Annotated in this window: 15 protein-coding genes; 2 read left to right on the top strand and 13 right to left on the bottom strand. The window is 71.2% G+C overall.

Going from position 1 to position 17,499, the window contains the following annotated elements; genetic code table 11:
* Positions 1-6: 6 nt before the first annotated feature.
* From rocD to ABD204_RS05665, 8 genes are all read right to left on the bottom strand, one after another.
* Positions 7-1,236 carry an ornithine--oxo-acid transaminase gene (gene rocD, locus ABD204_RS05700; RefSeq protein WP_194423692.1) on the bottom strand — a complete coding sequence of 410 codons (1,230 nt, stop codon included), beginning with the start codon at positions 1,234-1,236 and terminating at the stop codon, positions 7-9.
* Positions 1,233-2,120 (bottom strand): dimethylargininase, encoded by an 888-nt coding sequence (gene ddaH, locus ABD204_RS05695; RefSeq protein ID WP_194423691.1) that lies wholly within the window; start codon positions 2,118-2,120, stop codon positions 1,233-1,235. The genes rocD and ddaH overlap by 4 nt, the downstream gene beginning before the upstream one ends.
* A 313-nt stretch (positions 2,121-2,433) precedes the next feature.
* Positions 2,434-3,429, bottom strand: a complete 996-nt coding sequence (locus ABD204_RS05690; RefSeq protein ID WP_194423690.1) for an NAD(P)-dependent alcohol dehydrogenase — start codon at positions 3,427-3,429, stop codon at positions 2,434-2,436.
* Entirely contained in the window at positions 3,426-3,644 is a 219-nt protein-coding gene (locus ABD204_RS05685) for a helix-turn-helix transcriptional regulator (protein ID WP_194423689.1), read from the bottom strand. Before ABD204_RS05685 ends, ABD204_RS05690 begins: the two co-directional genes overlap by 4 nt.
* Positions 3,638-4,078, bottom strand: a complete 441-nt coding sequence (locus ABD204_RS05680) for a hypothetical protein (RefSeq protein ID WP_194423688.1) — start codon at positions 4,076-4,078, stop codon at positions 3,638-3,640. The genes ABD204_RS05685 and ABD204_RS05680 overlap by 7 nt, the downstream gene beginning before the upstream one ends.
* Before the next feature lie 275 nt (positions 4,079-4,353).
* The gene (locus tag ABD204_RS05675) at positions 4,354-5,598 is read right to left on the bottom strand and encodes an FAD-binding protein (RefSeq protein WP_194423687.1); all 1,245 of its coding nucleotides are present in this window, start codon (positions 5,596-5,598) and stop codon (positions 4,354-4,356) included.
* 166 nt (positions 5,599-5,764) lie between these two features.
* A complete protein-coding gene (locus ABD204_RS05670) occupies positions 5,765-9,532 on the bottom strand; it encodes a bifunctional proline dehydrogenase/L-glutamate gamma-semialdehyde dehydrogenase (protein WP_194423686.1) in 3,768 nt (1,255 codons plus the stop codon).
* Between the two features lie 52 nt (positions 9,533-9,584).
* Positions 9,585-10,145, bottom strand: coding sequence for a thioesterase family protein (locus ABD204_RS05665; RefSeq protein ID WP_194423685.1), 561 nt, complete (start codon positions 10,143-10,145; stop codon positions 9,585-9,587).
* A gap of 151 nt (positions 10,146-10,296) precedes the next feature.
* Here ABD204_RS05665 and ABD204_RS05660 point away from each other — a divergent pair, with 151 nt between their 5' ends.
* On the top strand, positions 10,297-10,803 hold the full coding sequence (locus ABD204_RS05660) for a GNAT family N-acetyltransferase (RefSeq protein WP_194423684.1): 507 nt from the start codon (positions 10,297-10,299) through the stop codon (positions 10,801-10,803).
* A 3-nt stretch (positions 10,804-10,806) separates the two neighbouring features.
* Positions 10,807-11,571, top strand: coding sequence for a coenzyme F420-0:L-glutamate ligase (cofE, locus tag ABD204_RS05655; RefSeq protein ID WP_194423683.1), 765 nt, complete (start codon positions 10,807-10,809; stop codon positions 11,569-11,571).
* A gap of 40 nt (positions 11,572-11,611) precedes the next feature.
* On the opposite strand, the gene ABD204_RS05650 is transcribed toward cofE, so the two are convergent.
* From ABD204_RS05650 to ABD204_RS05630, 5 genes are all read right to left on the bottom strand, one after another.
* A complete protein-coding gene (locus ABD204_RS05650) occupies positions 11,612-12,469 on the bottom strand; it encodes a DUF4097 family beta strand repeat-containing protein (protein WP_194423682.1) in 858 nt (285 codons plus the stop codon).
* A complete protein-coding gene (locus ABD204_RS05645; protein WP_194423681.1) occupies positions 12,466-13,152 on the bottom strand; it encodes a response regulator in 687 nt (228 codons plus the stop codon). The genes ABD204_RS05650 and ABD204_RS05645 overlap by 4 nt, the downstream gene beginning before the upstream one ends.
* On the bottom strand, positions 13,140-14,402 hold the full coding sequence (locus tag ABD204_RS05640; protein WP_194423680.1) for a sensor histidine kinase: 1,263 nt from the start codon (positions 14,400-14,402) through the stop codon (positions 13,140-13,142). Before ABD204_RS05640 ends, ABD204_RS05645 begins: the two co-directional genes overlap by 13 nt.
* Positions 14,403-14,478: 76 nt before the next feature.
* Positions 14,479-16,125: a cytochrome b/b6 domain-containing protein gene (locus tag ABD204_RS05635; protein WP_322597520.1), complete on the bottom strand. Its 1,647-nt coding sequence runs from the start codon at positions 16,123-16,125 to the stop codon at positions 14,479-14,481.
* Between the two features lie 403 nt (positions 16,126-16,528).
* The gene (locus tag ABD204_RS05630) at positions 16,529-17,497 is read right to left on the bottom strand and encodes an electron transfer flavoprotein subunit alpha/FixB family protein (protein ID WP_194423678.1); all 969 of its coding nucleotides are present in this window, start codon (positions 17,495-17,497) and stop codon (positions 16,529-16,531) included.
* Between the last annotated feature and the right edge of the window lie 2 nt (positions 17,498-17,499).

The following is a 17,499-nucleotide window of genomic DNA, read 5'->3' as shown; positions in this document are numbered from 1 at the left end:
GGGGGGTCAGCCGGCGAGGACGACCTTCAGCTGCTCGATCGCCCAGTCCAGCTCGGTCGCGCGGATCGTCAGCGGCGGGGCGATGCGGATGGTCGCGCCGTGGGTGTCCTTGACGAGCACGCCGCGGGCCAGCAGGCGCTCGGCGACCTCCCGGCCGGTCCCGACGCCCGGGTCGATGTCGACCCCGGCCCACAGACCGGCGACGCGCACCGCGGTCACACCGTTGCCGACGAGCTCCTGCAGCTTCTTCTCGAGGTGCTCACCGAGGGCCTTCCCCCGGGTCTGGAACTCTCCGGAGGCGAGCATCTCCACCACGCGCGCACCGACCGCGGCCGCCAGCGGGTTGCCGCCGAAGGTCGAACCGTGCTCGCCGGGCTTGATCACACCGAGCACATCACGGTCGGCGACGACCGCGGAGACCGGCAGGATGCCGCCGCCCAGCGCTTTGCCGAGCAAATAGACATCGGGCACGACGCCTTCCCGATCGCAGGCGAAGGTCTCCCCCACGCGTCCGAGGCCCGACTGGATCTCGTCCGCGATGAACAGCACGTTGTTCTCCGTGCAGATCTCCCGCACCCGACGGAGGAACCCCTCGGGCGGGATCACGACGCCGGCCTCGCCCTGGATCGGTTCGATCAGCACCGCGGCGGTGTTCTCATCGATCGCCTCGGCGATGGCCTCCGCGTCGCCGAACGGCACCTGGACGAAACCGGGCCCGTACGGCCCGAATGCGTCGTGTGCGTCGGGGTCGTCGCTGAAGCCGACGATGGTGGTGGTGCGGCCGTGGAAGTTGCCTCCCGCCACGATGATGCGCGCGGCCCCCGCGGGCACCCCTTTCACGCGATACGCCCAGGCGCGGGCGACCTTGATGCCGGTCTCCACGGCCTCGGCACCGGTGTTCATCGGGAGCACGAGGTCCTTGCCGCACAGCTTCGCCAGGCCCGCCGAGAACTCCACCAACTGGTCGTTGTGATACGCGCGACTGGTGAGGGTGAGGCGTTGCAGCTGCTCCTGCGCGACGGCCACGAGCGCGGGATGCAGGTGCCCGAAGTTCAACGCGGAGTATGCCGAGAGCAGGTCGAGGTACCGCTTGCCCTCGACGTCGGTGACCCACGCGCCTTCGCCGCGGGAGATGACCACCGGCAGCGGGTTGTAGTTGTGCGCGAGGTGCTCACCTTCGGCGCCGATGACGCGGATGGTGGCGGTGTCGAGGCTGGGCGAGGTGGCGGGGGTCATACCGACGTTTCCTTGGATCGCAGTTCGAGGGTGCAGCACTTGATGCCGCCGCCGCCGAGCAGCAGCTCGGACAGGTCGACGAGGATGGGGTTGTAGCCACGCTCGCGGAGCTGGGCCTCGAAGCCCTTCGCGCGCGGCGAGATGATGACGTTCCGGCCGTCGGAGGCCGAGTTCAGACCGAACACCGAGCCGTCCTCGTCGGAGACGCGGATCGCATCGGGGTACCGCTCGGCCAGGATCGCCCGGCTCGCCTCGTCGAACGCGCCCGGAAGGTAGGCGATGTTCGCGTGGTCCACACCACCGGGACCCTGCACCGGATCGAGCACGGCGATCGCCGTGTCGAGGTGGTAGAAGCGCGGGTCGATGAGAGTGAGTGAGATAACCTCACGGCCGAAGACCTCACCGACCTCGCGGTGGCTGTCCCCGGTCGAACGGAACCCGGTCCCGGCGAGGATCGTGTCCCCCACCAGCAGGAAGTCTCCCTCGCCCTCGTTGACTTCGCGCGGGTCGACGACGTCGAACCCTCGGTTCCCGAACCAGTCCATGAAGGCGGGACCTTCCGGCACGCGCTCCTGGAAGCGGAACTTCGCGCCGTAGGCGACGCCGTCGATGACGAACCCGCCGTTGGCGGTGTAGACCATGTCGGGAAGGCCCTCGATCGGGTCGATCAGCTCGACCTCGTGGCCCAGCTCGACATAGGTGTCGTACAGGGTCTGCCACTGGCGCACCGCCTTGGCGGTGTCGGTCGGTTTGGCCGGCTCCATCCACGGGTTGATGGTGTAGCTGACGGTGAAGTGCTCCGGGCGGCACATGAGGTACCGGCGGTGCTGTGCGATGCGCTCGGCCCCGGAGGTGTTCGACGGGCCTGTCGCGGTGTTGTGCATGGACATTCGCTCCTCAGTGAAGGGGGGCGGCGGACGCTGTCCAGAGGCCCGGCGGTCCTGTCCCCGCCGTGGATCGCACGAGGAGAAGCGGCGGCCCGGGCACGCCGGATTCCATTGTGGCACGACCTTCGAGCGCGCACCGGGGAAACCCGGGCGGAGCCCTTCGGCGCAGGCTGCGCCGCGGCCCGTGTCGGCGCCGCATGTCGGAGAATCGCGCCGATGTCGGCGGAACCGCGCGAATTCCTCCGACGTCGCGCCGATTCTCCGACGTCGGGGCGCTGCTTTCCCTGCCCGGGGCAGGTGAGCGTGCGCGTCAGGGGGAGGCGACGACCACCGTCTTGCCGACCGCATGCCCGGAGGCGAGGTGGGCCAGTGCCCGGTCGGCGTCGTCGATGGACACCGTCCGCTCGATGTGCGGCCGCAGGGTTCCCTCGGCGACGAGGGCGAGCATCCGCTCGATGACCTCCGGATGCGCTCCGGCGGCCAGCGGACGGAGCGGACGTCGCGCGCCGATCGAGCGGACGGCGGCTGCGAGGATGCGCGGGATCGGCCCGAGGAGCCGGCCACCTTCCCCGGAGACGAGAACCACGACCCCGCCGTCGCGGACGAGCGCGCGGAGCGCACTCAGCGATGCCGTCCCGGCGATGTCGAGCACGGCGTCGAAATCGCCGCCGACCTCGGCGGAGCCGGGCTGCACGCGTCGGTAGTCGAACGTGCGCGACGCGCCCCATCCTTCGACGACCGCCTGATTGCGCTCCCCGCACAGTGCCCACACCTCGGCACCGCGAGCGGCGGCGAGCATGACGGCGAACGATCCGACCCCGCCCGACGCGCCGATCACGAGGACCCGCCCGGGGCCGTCCGCGCCTGCCGCGTCCAGCGCGAGTGACGCCGTCACCGCGGCCACCGGCAGCGATGCCGCGTCGATCACCGACACCGCCTCGGGCCGCCGCACGAGACGCTCCGCCTTCGCCACGACGTAGTCGGCGAGGCCGCCCCCGTCGAGTTCACCGACCACCTCGTCGCCGACGGCGAGCGCGGCCACCCCGGGCCCGGTCGCGGCGACGGTGCCGGCCACGGCGATCCCCCGCACCGGCTGTTTCGGGCGCCGGATCCCGAACGCGAGCCGTACCAGCCACGGCTCGCCGCGCATGATGCGCACGTCACCGTTGTTGAGCGCCGTTGCTCTCACGCGCAACAGCACCTCCCCGGCGCCCGGTCGTGGTGTCCGAATCTGCTGTCGGGTGACCGCATCCACCTCGCCGTAGCCGCTCTGCGTCCACGCGGACATGGTCTCGGGTTCGTTCATGATTCCTCCGGGTAGTGGAAGGCGTCGTCGAGGCTGACCCCGAACACGCGGCAGATCTGGAAGGCGAGCTCGAGGCTCGGCGAGTACTTGCCCTGCTCGATGGCGAGCAGGGTCTGCCGGGTCACGCCCACACGGCGGGCCAGTTCGGCCTGGGTGAGGCCGGCCCTCTCTCGGAGGGGGCGGATGCTGTTGGTGACCTTCGTGGGCTTCACCATGCGGGCAGCCCCCTCCGGTAGGCGATCAGCCGCGCGACTCCACCGATGAAGGCCGAGAGGAAGAATCCGAAGAAGAGGGCATTGCCGATCCAGAAGGAGTCGGCCTCGAACATCGCCAGCACGAGCGCGACCAGCGCCCCGATCACCAGGAACGCGACGCCGACCCGATCTCCGAACGACTCGATCTCGCGGTCGCGCTGATCGGATCTGTGGGGCTCTTCGGGGTCGCGCCGGCCGGCCAGGATCCCCCACCCGACCGAGAGGGCGATGCTGACCGCGATCGCCCCGACGATGGTCCACGCCATCGGCCAGGCCCAGGCGATCTCCGCGACCGGCACTCTCCCCAGCTGCGGGGCGACGAGGATCACGTAGACCACCACGCCGACGAGACTCGCGATGAGCTGCGCCCAGGTGATGCGTTCGGCGTACGCCATGGGGGACCCCCGGATGATGTCTAGAATGTTTGACATCTCGAGCGTGCCCCACCTCGCGACCAATGTCAAGAATTCTTTACACTCGAGGCTCGACGGCACGCGGTGGATCCACCCCGGGCAGGCGTCTTCGAGACGCGTCGTGGTCGGAGATCCGTGCGCATGTCGGACGCTCCGCACCGATTCCTCCGACATCGGGCGGATCGTCCGACGTCGGGATGCCCGGAGCCGAGTGACCGGGTGGGCGGAGATTGACGGCGGAGGGGCGTGGCGGGAGCTCAGAGACCGAGGGCGATGAGGTAGTCGTTGGTGAAGCGCCGGTCGGGATCGAGTCGGTCGCGCAGCGCCGTGAAGTCGTCCCAACGCGGGTAGCGCCGCGCCAGAGTCGCGGAGTCCATCGCGAACAGCTTGCCCCAGTGCGGGCGCGCCGACTCCGGTAGCGCTTGTTCGATGCGCGGCAGAAGGGCGCCGACGGCATCCGTGTCGAGTATCCACGTGAAGTGCAGCGCCACGGTGTCGCGTCCGTACGCGGGACTCATCCACAGGTCGTCCGCGGCCATGGTGCGCACTTCGCACACCTGCAGCGCCGGCGCGAGCTGCGGCGCCAGCCCCCGCAACGCCTCGATGGCCTCACGCGCATCCGCCCGGGCGACGAGGTACTCGCTCTGCAGCTCGTCGCCTGCCGACGGGGTGAACTCCAACCGGAAGTGGGGCAGCCGCGCGTACCACGGACCCTGTTCGCCGCCCTGCACCGTGCACGGGGTCGGATCGATCCCCGGCAGCGGATGCCGCGGCCCATCGGCGGGAACCGCCCCCAGCGCGCGCAGGACGTCGTGGTCGGCCCGCCCGGGTCGCGCCTTGACCCATACCTGCCCGATCGTGTCGGCATCCTGCCACGTCGTGAACATGCTCACACTGTCTCCGGCGCCGGTCACCGCGTCGAAGCGGGCGAGCACGTCGTCCCACCGTGCGCCCTCGTACACGGTCTGCGCGACCTGGTAGGTCGGCTCGACCTCGAGCGTGAGGTGGGTCACGACACCCAGCGCGCCCAGTCCCACCACGGCACCGGCGAAGTCGTCGTCACCCCGTCGCAGCACGAGCGCCTCCCCGGAGGCGGTGACGAGCTCGACGGCCGCGACCTGCGTCCCCAGGGCGCCGATGCGATCACCCGATCCGTGCGTACCGGTCTGGACGGCACCGGCGACCGAGATGTGCGGCAGGGAGGCGAGGTTCGCGAGGGCGAGTCCGGCCGCATCCAGCGCCGGAACCAGCTCGCCGTGGCGCCACCCGGCAGGCACCCGGACCAGGCCCGCCGCCGCATCCACCTCGACCTCGCCCGGCATGGCGGCGAGCGAGACGAGGACTCCGTCGGTGTCGGCGATGCCGGTGAACGAGTGGCGGCTGCCGAGCACCCGCACGCGCGGTTCGCGGGCGAGGATCGCGGCGAGCTCCTCGACCGACGCGGGCCGCAGGATCTCCCGGGCCCGATAGGTGACGTTGCCGGCCCAGTTGCGCTCGCTCATGCCCTCATTCCAGCACGCCCCGCCGTCTGGCCGCGCGGGTTTCGAAACCGCCCACCGTCGGAGAATGAGGCCGATGTCGGAAGATGCAGGGCTGATCCTCCGACATCGCGGCGATTCTCCGACATCGACGTTCGGATGCGGTGTGCGCCGAGGCGGCCCCGACGACTCAGATGACCGCTTCCGACCACGGATCGGGGTTGCCGAACCGATGGGCGGTGATGGTGATGGACTGCTCGTGCAGGAACGGCAGCAGCTCAATCCGACCGGCGGTGGTGACCTCGGAGTCGTAGACGGCCAGATCAGGGTCGCCGCCGACGCCCTCGGCGAGCGCGCGATGCAACGGCGGCAGCGAGTCACGTGTCCCGACCAGACGGGCACGGGACGGCCGATCCGCCAGCGTCATCCGCTGCACCCACTCCGGGTCGGACTCGACGAACACCGTGACGCCGTGCTCGTCGAGCGTCCGCCGCACCGCCGCCGGCAGCCCCACCGGGGCGCTGACGGTGATCCTCGCCCCCGAGCGGATGCCCGCGACGATCACGCGCAACAACGCCTGCCATGTGGCATCGCCCGCCGCGCGCACGGCCACGTCGACCGGTCGGTACCGGAACAGGTTCCGCTCGACGCCCAGGCCCGACACGTCGCGCACCTGACCGAACTCGCGACTCCATGCGACCGCGTCGGACAACGCCCCCCGGCGCAACCAATCGAACGCGTCGTACGACAGCGACGGCTGCGCCGACTCGATGACAGCCGTGATGCGGGAGTCGAGGCCCTTCAGGTGCAGGGTCTGCGACCCGGCACCACCCGGGGTCGGCCGCCACGAACCGAGACCGACCAGGTAGTTCGGGCCGCCCGCCTTCGTGCCCGGCCCGACCGATGACCGCTTCCACCCCCCGAACGGCTGCCGTTGCACAATGGCGCCGGTGATGCCGCGATTGACGTAGAGGTTTCCGGCCTGCACGCTCTCCAGCCACACCGCCAGGTCGTCGGGACTCTGCGTGTACAGGCCCGCGGTGAGACCGTAGGCGACGGCGTTCTGCAGCTCGATGGCCTCCCCGAGAGAGGAGGCGTGCATGATGCCGAGCATCGGCCCGAAGAACTCCTCGAGGTGCACGCGCGAGCCCGGCTGCACGCCCACCCGCACGCCGGGCGTCCACAGGCGACCGGCGTACGCCGGCCCGGCGTCCAGGAGGGTGGGTTCGACCAGCCACTGCTCGCCGTCGTCGAGCGTGGTCAACGCCCATTCGAGCTTGCCCGAGGGTGGTTCCACGAGCGGCCCCACCTCTGCCAGCGGATCGGTCGGGGGCGCGACCCGCAACGAACGCACCGCGTCGACCAGCTGACGGGCGAATCGCTGCGAACGCCCCACCGGGCCGACGAGGATCGCCAGCGACGCCGCGGAGCACTTCTGCCCGGCGTGTCCGAAGGCGCTCTTGACGAGGTCGGATGCGGCCAGGTCGAGATCGGCGGAGGGCATGACGACCATGGCGTTCTTGCCACTCGTCTCCGCCAGCAGGGGAAGGTCGGCCCGCCAGGACCGGAACAGCGCCGCGGTGTCCCACGAACCGGTGAGGATGACGCGATCCACATCGGGATGCGCGATGAGCCGACGGCCGAGCGCGCCCTCATCGATGTCGACGTATGCGAGCACGTCGCGGGGGACGCCGGCCGACCACAGCGCCTCGGCGACCACGGCCGCGCAGCGACGGGCCTGCGGCGCCGGCTTGAACACGACCCCCGATCCGGCCGCCAGCGACGCCAACACCCCGCCGGCGGGGATGGCGACGGGGAAATTCCACGGCGGTGCGACGACGGTGAGGCTGGAGGGAAGGAACAGGGCCCCGCTGACCCGGTCGAGTTCGCGGGCGTTCGCGGCGTAGTACGCGGCGAAATCGACCGCCTCGCTCACCTCGACGTCGGCTTCGGCGAACACCTTGCCCGTCTCGGATGCGGCCACCTCGATGAGCTCGCCCCGTCGCGCCTCGAGCGCGCGGGCGGCCGCCTGCAGCACGGCCGCCCGTTCGGCCGCCGGGCGCGCACCCCACGCACGTGCCGCATCCCGCACCCGCCGCACGATGCCCTCGAGCTCGTCGGCGTCGTCCACGCGGGATGCCGTGACCGTCTCGCTCCCCGCCGACGACCCGGCCACACGGGCGAGGATCTGCGCCGACCAGGACCGGTTCGCCGCCAGCGCGGGGTCAGAGTCGGCCGCGTTGGAGAAGCCGGGCGCCCCGACCGCGGGGGCCAGGGTGCGGCGCTCCCGGTCGGAGAACACGGCGGTGTCGACGAAGGACTCGCCACCGAATCGCACCGCGTCGCCGAACGACGCGAACGGCGCGGCCCCCTGGTCACCCTCCTCGCCCGAGGACCGGGCGATGCCCAGTACGGCCTGCGTGAGGCCGGATTCGGCATCCGCGGGTGGGTCGTCCGGTTCCGGCTCACGCAGCACGGCGGGCGTTTCGACGCGCGTCCCCGACGCGGGCTCCGCGGTGCCGGGTTCGACGGTACGGTCCTGGCGGCGGTTCGGCCCGAGCGGCAGCGTCGGGTCGGCGGATCGCTCGACCGAAGCGAGGAAGCGGTCGCGCTCCCGGGCGAACAGCTCGGGGTCGTCCGCGATCTCGAAGGCGGCGGACAGGAAGTTCTCGCTCGACGCGTTCTCCTCCAGCCGGCGTACGAGATAGCTGATCGCGACGTCGAACTCGTCCGGCCGCACCACCGGCACGTACAACAGCACATGTCCGACGTCCCGCGCGACCGCCGCGACCTGGCCCTGCGCCATCCCCAGGAGCATCTCCATCTCCAGGTCGTCGGCGACGCCGCGCTCGCCGGCGAGCAGCCACGCGTACGCGATGTGGAAGAGGTTGTGGCCGGCGACGCCCAGGCGCACCGCGGCGGTGTTCTCGGGGCGCAACGCGTGGTCGAGGCAGCGCACGTAGTTCGCATCGGAGTCGACCTTGACGTCGTAGGTCGCCGTCTCCCACCCGTGGATGACCGCATCGACACGTTCCATCGCCAGGTTCGCGCCCTTGACCAGCCGGACCTTGATGCGCGCCCCGCCCTCGGCGACGCGGCGCCGTGCCCATGCCGTGAGTTGCTGCAGCGCCGGCAGCGCATCGGGCAAGTAGGCCTGCAGCACGATGCCCGCTTCGAGGTCCTTCAGTCGAGGATCTTCGAGGATGCGGGTGAAGACCGCGATCGTCAGGTCGAGATCCCGGTACTCCTCCATATCGAGGTTGATGAAGGTGTCCGGCTGCGCGGACGCACCCTCCGACGACCGGGCCGATGCGGCATCCAGGTACAGCGGAAGGAGACGGTCGACGACCGTGTCGACGACCTCGTCGAAAGCCCACATGGAGATGTGGCTGGCGATCGCGGACACCTTCACCGAGACGTAGTCCACGTCGGGACGCCGGATAAGGTCGTGGATGCCGTCGAGGCGCCGCTTGGCCTCCCCCTCCCCGAGCACCGCTTCCCCCAGCAGGTTCAGGTTCAACCGCGCACCGGACTCCCGCAGACGCGCGATCGCCGGCCCGAGCTTGTCGGGGCGCGCATCGACCACGAGGTGCCCCACCATCTCGCGCAGCACACGGCGCGCGATCGGCACGACGGGGGTGGGAAGCACCGGGGCGACCGCACCGCCCACCCGAACGGCGCCGCGCAAGTACCAGGGCAGGAACTCGGGCACCAGTGGCGCGATGCGATGTAAGCGCGACGCCGCCGCGCCGAGGCTCTCGGGACGCATCACCCCATCGACGAACCCCATCGTGAAGGGCAGCCCGTTGGCGTCTTTGAGGACACCCGCGAGACGCTCCGCGGCGGGGTCGACGTCGGCCTGCGCGGATTCCCGGGTCCAGCGCTCGGCCAGCGCGACGGCACGGTCAGCGAGACGGTCTGACGACGCTCGTGACGTCGCGTGTGAAGGCTGGGACATACGCGAAGCCTACGTCCGCGCGCGCCCGCAGCCGAGGACCGATTCGGGCGGTTCAGGCCCAGATGCTCGGGGCTTCGCGACGGGTGGAGGGAAGCGCGGAGGCCGAGGCCCAGTCGTGCACCCACTCCTCCACATCCGGGATGCCCTCGGGCCGACCGACGGCGCCGAACAGTTCCTCGTGCGGAAGGGTGCCGCCGCTGCGTTTGAGCATGCGGGCCCGGATGATCGCCCGGGCGTAGATCTCCCCGTCGACCACCGCCCGATGCTCCAGGTAGACGGCGCGGTCGTCGTGACCGATGAGGCGCGACTCGACCTCGAAGCGCTGCCACAGGTTCAGCGACTTGCGGAAGGTCACCGTCTCGGAGGAGACCACCGCGTACCACCCGTGTCGCCGCATCGCGCCGAGGAGGCCGGTGCGGGTCAACAGGTCCCACCGCCCGAGGTCGAACAGCGACAGATACCGACCGTTGTTCATGTGCTGGAGGATGTCGATGTCCGTCGGCAGCGTCGTCAGCCGGATCCGCCCGACCTCGGTGGGCGGCATCGTCCCCTCACGTCTCAGCCGGCGTCGCGCGAGCAGGATCGTCAGCAGGGTGCGCCACCACACATTCACGAGCGCGATCGTAGCGATTCACGACAGAAGGCGCGATTCGGTTGTGCGGGACTCACAATCGAATCGCGTCTCCCGCCCCCGTTCTCCGCCCCGTCGCTCCGCGTTCACCCGCGGATTTCCGGCCCGAACCGGCCGCGCGTAGAGTCCTGACATGGAACCCGAACTGCAGACCGACATCGTCGTCCGTCCAGTCCGCGACGTGGACGCCGTCGACCTCGGCCGTGTGCACGCAACCTGTTGGCACGAGACGTACGACCACCTCATCAGCAAGGCCGCGCTCGAGAAGGTGTCGCCGCGTCGCCTCGCCGAACTGTGGACCCACTGGGCCGTACAGGGTGAGGACTTCAGGATGTTCGCGGCGCTCGTCGACGGTCAGATCGTCGGCTTCGCCGGTTCCGGGCCCGCCCGCGACAAGGATCCGGTGCGCAACCGCGAGCTGTACTTCATCTACCTGCTCGACGCGTGGCACGGCACCGGCATCGGGCAGAAGCTCTTCGACGCCGTCGTGCCCGCCGACGAGCCGCTGTACCTGTGGGTCGCCGAAGACAACCCGCGCGCCCACCGCTTCTACACCCGAAACGGTTTCTCGCTCGATGGCGCCACCCACACCGAGCCCTTCCTGGGCGAGACGCTGACCGAAGTGCGCTTCGTCCGCTGACCCGTGCTGCAGGTCTGGGCCCTCGAGGGCATCCCGGAGGTCTCACCCGGTGACGACCTCGTCGCTCTGATCGGGGACGCCGTCGACCGCGGTGAGCCCCTCGTCGACGGCGACATCGTGGTGGTGACCTCGAAGATCGTCTCGAAAGCCGAAGGACGCCTCCTCCGCTCCGACGACCGGGAAGAGGCCATCACCGCGCAGACGGTCCGTCTGGTCGCGTCGCGCACGAGCCCGGCGGGGCACGTCACCCGCATCGTGGAGAACCCGCTCGGAATCGTCGCCGCCGCCGCCGGCGTGGACGCCTCCAACACCCCCGACGGCACGGTGCTCCTCCTTCCGGAGGACCCGGATGCCTCCGCACGTTCGATCGCGGCCGGACTGCGCGAGCGCACCGGCGCACACGTCGGTGTGCTGATCACCGACACGCTCGGCCGCGCGTGGCGGGAAGGCCAGATCGACCAGGCGATCGGGGCGGCCGGGGTCCACGTGTTCGAAGACCTGCGCGGTCAGACCGACGCCGAGGGTCGCCCCCTCGTGGTGACGCAGCCGTGCGTGGCCGACGAGATCGCCGCCGCCGCCGACCTCGTCAAGGGCAAGTCGTCCCGGATGCCGGTGGCCGTCGCACGCGGGCGGGCAGACCTCGTCGGTGCGCTCGACCTTCCCGGCGCGCGCTCGATCGTGCGCCCTGCCGAGCGGGACATGTTCCGGCGGGGCGCCGACGAGGCCTACGCCGACGGCTACGCCGCCGGCCGCATCGCGCCGCACTGACCCGCCCGCCCCTCCGCGACCGGGGTCTGCCGCCGCGGGATCAGGCGCCGGGGGTCAGGCGGAGGTCGCCCGCGGAGACGTCGCCGGTGATGCGGTGGGGTGAGTCGGGGGATGTCTGCAGGCGATTGGTCACATCGCCGGCCGACACGTCGATGTCGACGGCGTACACCTCGTCCGGCACGACCAGGCGCAGGGCTCCGGCGCTGACCGAGACCTCGACGTCGTCGGGCGCCTCACCACCGAGCCGGGCGACGATTTCGCCGGCGCTGACGTCGAAGTGGGCGTCCGCCACGTCGGTCACGTCCGCGTCGACCGTACCGGCGCTCACGTCGACCACGAGGCTGTCGGCGCTGCCACCGAGATCGATCTCGCCCGCGCTGACCGACAGGTCGACCGCCCCCCAGGCCGCGTCGGCCAGGATGCGCCCGGCGGACAGGTCGAGGTTCACATCCATCCCGACCCGCTCGAGCCGTTCGGGAAGGAGCAGGACGGCGGTGCCGTTGCCGCCGAACATCCACGAGATGCCGAAGAACTCCACGGGGGTGGCGACGGTGAGCCGGTCTCCGTCGCGGACGAGTCGCCATTGGTCCGCTGCCGCGCCCTGCGAGACCTCCAGGCGCGCTTCGTCGACGTCGGTGAACTCGACCCGCAGTTCGGCGGCCGTGATGTCGACGTCGAGGGTACGCACCCCCACGGCGCCGGCGGTGTGCGTGGCGTCGTCGAGCATCGCGGTTCCGACGGCGCGGAAGGACGTGGCCGCCAGTGCGCCGAGGAGGACCACCGCGCCGAACGCGATCGTGAGGATCGCGATGACGGTCGATGATCCGCGCGTGCGCGACCCGGGCGGCGGTCCCGTCGGTGGGGCGGGCGGCTGCGGCGGTGTGAGCGTGTCGGTCATGACGGATCTCCTGTCTGGGTGGCGCCGGTGGCGGGGCCGCCGTGCTCGAGGTGGGCGAGCACGGCCAGGACACGGCGGTTGCCCGACTCGTCCTGTTCGAGGTCGAGCTTCTGGAACACGGCGGTGATGTGCTTTTCGACGCTGCCCTCGCTCACGAACAGCGTCTTGGCGATCGCGTGGTTCGACTTCCCCTCCGCGATCAACGCGAGCACGCTGGCCTCACGGTCGGTCAGCCGGCTCATCCGCGCGTCGAGTGCGCGACGGGACAACAACTGTGCGACGACCTCGGGGTCGAGGATGGTGTCGCCGGCACCGATCCGCTCGACGCTCTCGACGAACTCGCCCACGTCGGCGACGCGGTCCTTGAGGAGGTAGCCGAGCGCGCCCCCCTTCCCCGCGATGAGGTCGCTGGCGTACCGCTCCTCGACGTACTGCGAGAGCACGAGCACGGGCAGGCGGGGGTCGGCGGCGCGGAGGCGGAGCGCGGCGCGGATGCCCTCGTCGGTGCGGGTCGGAGGAAGCCGGACATCCAGGATGCACAGATCCGGCGAGGTCGTCGCGACCGTGTCGTCGATGCCGGTCGCGTCGGGGAGCGCGGCGACCACCTCGTGGCCGGCGTCGGCCAGCAGCCGCACCAGCCCTTCGCGCAGGAGGGCGGAGTCCTCACAGATCAGGATGCGCATGGCACCGTCACCTCCACGGTCGTCGGTCCCCCGACGGGGCTGTCGAGGCGGAAGGTGCCTCCGACCCCCAGCACGCGGTTGGCGATGCCGTCGAGGCCGCCGCCGGCGATCGTGCGTGCCCCACCCACACCGTTGTCTTCGACGCGGGCCCACAGGGTGCCCTCTTCGCGCATCCGCACCAGCACCCGCGCCTCGGTGCCGCGGGAGTGCTTGGCGGCGTTGGTGAGCGACTCGGCGATCACGAAGTAGACCGCGGCTTCCGCGTCGGGACCGCAGCGGCCGGGTGTGCGGACGTCGAGGGTCACGGGCACGGGCGAGCGCGCCGCGAGCGCGGACAGTGCGGCGTCGAGTCCGCGATCGTCGAGTACGGAGGTGTGGATGCCGCGGGCGAGCTGGCGCAGTTCCGTGATCGCCGCCTTCGTCGAGGTGTGCGCTTCGGCGATGAGCGCCTTCGCGGCCTGCGGGTCGTCCTCGACCTTCTGCTGGGCAAGGCCCAGCGTCATCCCGACCGAGACCAGACGCGGCTGGACACCGTCGTGGAGGTCGCGTTCGATGCGCGTGCGCTCCACCTCGGCCGACCGGACCGCGCCCGCACGCTGCTCTTGCGACAGGCGGGCTTCGTGGGCGAGCTGCGCATCCCGTGACGGCACGAGGATGGCGCGGCCGAGCACACCGTGCAGGATCGCGATCCCGACGAGCGCGGCCGACGCGGCGAGCGCCCCGACGATGCCGACCGGCACCGCCACGGCGGCCCCGACCTCGAGGCCGATCCCGAACAGACGCACCGAGCCTGCGGAGTAGAGCGGGGCGAAGGCCCCGGCGATTCCGGTGATGACGGCGGTCAGCAACGGGATGACGAGGAGGCCGAGCACGGTCGATACGGCGATGCTGGCGATGCCGCGCCACACGATGGGGTCGGTGAACTGGGCCCACACCATCCGCAGGAACCCGCCGAAGCCAGGCCGGGCCGAACGTCGCACCCGCACCGGGGGGAGCTCGAGGCCGTAGAGTCCGTCGACGCGGGCGTACTCGAGCCACGCGGTGGCGTACATGGCGTAGACGAGCACGTACAGGACCAGTAGCCCGATACCGATGATGGGCACCAGAGCGAGTCCGACGCCGAGCAGGGTGAACAGCACGGTGAACACGGCAGGGCCGATCACGCCGAGGGCGGCCAGTTGCGCCAGCGACCCGGCGATCATCGCCGGGGAGGCCGGTCGGCGTCCGGGTGGGGAGTCGGGAGTGGTCATGTCGACAACGGTACGACCGGGCGGCGTGCCACCGCGCCGGTGAGATCCGGAGAACCGGACGGGGGTTATCCCCCGGTCAGCGGCCCGACACCGAGCCGAACAACCGTGCGATCGGGGCGAGCACGAGCGGGCGCGCCGCGACCCAGGCGCCGGCGATCACCACGAGCGATACGACGAAGATCCAGAACCCCGCCCAGTTGTCCGCGTACGCGTTCGGGTCGACCGACCCCTGCGCGGCGTACATGTGGTTGAGGTTGCGCAGGGCCCCCGTGGAGAACACCAACACGACGTGGACGAAGATGAACAGCACGAAGTAGAGCATGACCGGGAAGTGCACGGCACGCGCCCACTCGACCGGATAGGCCTTGTTGAGGGCCTTGTTGTTCTTCGGCCACACCCCCGACATCCGCACGCCCGTGAGGATCGCGAGAGGTGCGGCGAGGAAGACCGTGGCGAAGTAGGCCAGCTGCTGCAAGCTGTTGTAGTTGACCCAACCGTTCTCGGTGGGCCAGTCCAGCGTGAGGTACTGGATGCCCGCCGACAGGGCGTTCGGGAAGACCTCCCACGAGGTCGGAACGATCCGCATCCACTGTCCGGTGACCCATAGCAGGACCACGAACACGAGTCCGTTGACGATCCACAGGATGTCGAGGGACTGGTGGAACCACAGGTTCAGACTGATCTTGCGCTTGCGGTCGGTGCGTGGCGCCCAGAACGCCGTCGGGCGCTTTTCGGTGCGCACCCGAAACCCGGTACGGATGATCAACACCATGAGGAAGACGTTGAAGAAGTGCTGCCATCCGAGCCACGCGGGAAGCCCGACCGGTGCCCCCTCGGGCAGGTGGTACTCGCCGGGGAAGGCGGTGAGGAACGCCTGCATCGGTTCGGTGCTGGCGAACCAGCGCATCGCCAGCACGAGCATGGCGGCGCCGTAGAGGATGCCGATACCCCCGACGACGACCGCGCCGGCCCATTGCGCGCGGGTGAAGGGACCGATCCTGCGCGGTTCGACGGCGGCGGCGGGGGTGGTGCGGGGCGCGCGCCCCGGCCACACGGTGCGTGTGAACGGGAGCGGCCGGCTCAGATCGACACGCGCCGCCACGGCGTCCGCCGGGGCCGGGGCCGGCGCAGCGGGTGGGTCTCCGGGTGTCGGTGTGGCACCGGCCGCGGCGGGGGCTGTCTGTGCGGTCGGCGACGCGGACGCGGGGAGGTCGGGGGCGGTGAGCGATACCGGGGGCTCGGTCGTGACCGCACGTGCCGGCACGACGTCGGCCGGAGGCCACGGGTCGCCGCCCCTGGTGCGGGGCAGTCCGCGCCGCACCGTGATCTCGGCGGCACGCGAGCCGGGTGAGGGCGCCGCGGGGGCGGATCCCGTCGAGGGTGTTCGCGTCGCGGCGGGAGCCGACGCGGAGGTGCCCGAGGGGGTACCGCTCGTGACGGGAATCGCGGGCGGGGCCGTCGGCGCGACCGGTTCCGCCGCCGTGATCAGGGGCGCGGAGGCTGTCGCGCCCGTCGATCCCGCAACCGAGGCGGAGGCGGGCGGCCACGGCTCGCCGCCGTGGACCCGCGGCAGCCCGCGGCGCATCGTCGCCGAGCCGCTGGGCGGAGGGACCGACGTCGCGGCGGGGGCCGTGGTGGCAGCGGTGTCGATCGGAGGTGTCGCGCCGACGGCGGCCGGCACATCGGCGGAGGACGCCGATGTGGGCGGGGCAGGTGTCGTCACCGCATCCGCCGATCCATCCGCTCCGGCGGCAGACGGCCCGACGGACGCGACCGATCCCGCGGATGCGACCGGTGCGGCGGACGCGACCGATCCTGCCGAACCCGCGGATGCAACCGGTGCAGCGGACGCGGGAGGCCACGCGTCGCCGCCCTTCACGCGCGGCAGGCCGCGGCGCAGTGCCGGCACCACACCGGACCCCCCACTCCGCTCCGCAGTCACCTTCGACGCATCCACCCCCGAAACACCCACAACACCCGACTGCGGAGCCGAGGTGGCGGGGTCGGCGGGACCGGATTCGGGCTCCACCATCGAAGGCAGCGCGGTGCCGACGGGGGGCCAGGCCTCACCCCGCGGGTGGCGCGGGAGGCCCCGTCGCAGGGTGCGCGGGAAGGTCGCCATCGCGCTACTTCTTCTTGGCCTCGAGCGCCGCGATCAGCTGTGGCACGACGGTGAACAGGTCACCCACCACACCGAAGTCGGCGATGTCGAAGATCGGCGCGTCGCCGTCCTTGTTGATCGCGATGATCGTCTTGGCGGTCTGCATGCCGGCCTTGTGCTGGATCGCACCCGAGATACCCAATGCGACATACAGCTGCGGCGACACCGAGACGCCGGTCTGGCCGACCTGGAACGAAGCGGGCACGTAGCCGGCATCGACGGCCGCGCGGGATGCCCCCACCGCGGCGCCGAGGGCATCGGCGAGGTGCTCGACGAGCTCGAACTTCTCCTCCGATCCCAGCCCGCGGCCTCCCGAGACGACCTTCGCCGCGCCGCGCAGCTCGGGCCGTGACGACGACACCTCGGCCTCCGCGACCGCGCCGACGTGTGCCGCCTTGCGTCCCGACGGGGTCACCTCGAGCGTCTCGACCACGGGGTCGGAGATCGCCTCGGCGCGGGCGTCGATGGATCCCTGGCGCACCGTGATGATCGGCGCACCCCACGTCACCGATGCCTCGACGTTGTACGCACCGCCGTACACGGAGTGCTGCGCGACCACGCCCAGCTCGTCGCGCGAGACACCGACCGCGTCGACGCACAGACCCGACCGGCGCCGGGCCGCCAGACGCCCGGCGGCTTCACGCCCCTCGATCGAGTGCGCGAGAAGCACCGCATCGGGCTCGACGCGGTCGATGGCAGCGGACAGCGCGTCGACCACCGGCACCGTGAGCCCGTCACCGGCGGGGGCGACCAGCACGGTTCCCGCGCCGAGCGCCGCCGCGTCGTGCGCCAGCTTCTCCTCGCCGACGACCAGCGCGACCGGGGTACCCACCTGTGACGCCGCACCGATCAGCCCGGCGGCGGACTTCGTCAACTCGCCCGAGGGTGTCACCTCGAGGAGCACCAGCACCGCATCCTCCGCGTACTCAGCCATGT

It is taken from the genome of Microbacterium aquimaris (genome assembly GCF_039531285.1).
Classification (GTDB): Bacteria; Actinomycetota; Actinomycetes; order Actinomycetales; family Microbacteriaceae; genus Microbacterium; species Microbacterium aquimaris.
This window is presented reverse-complemented; position numbering and strand designations above follow the sequence as displayed.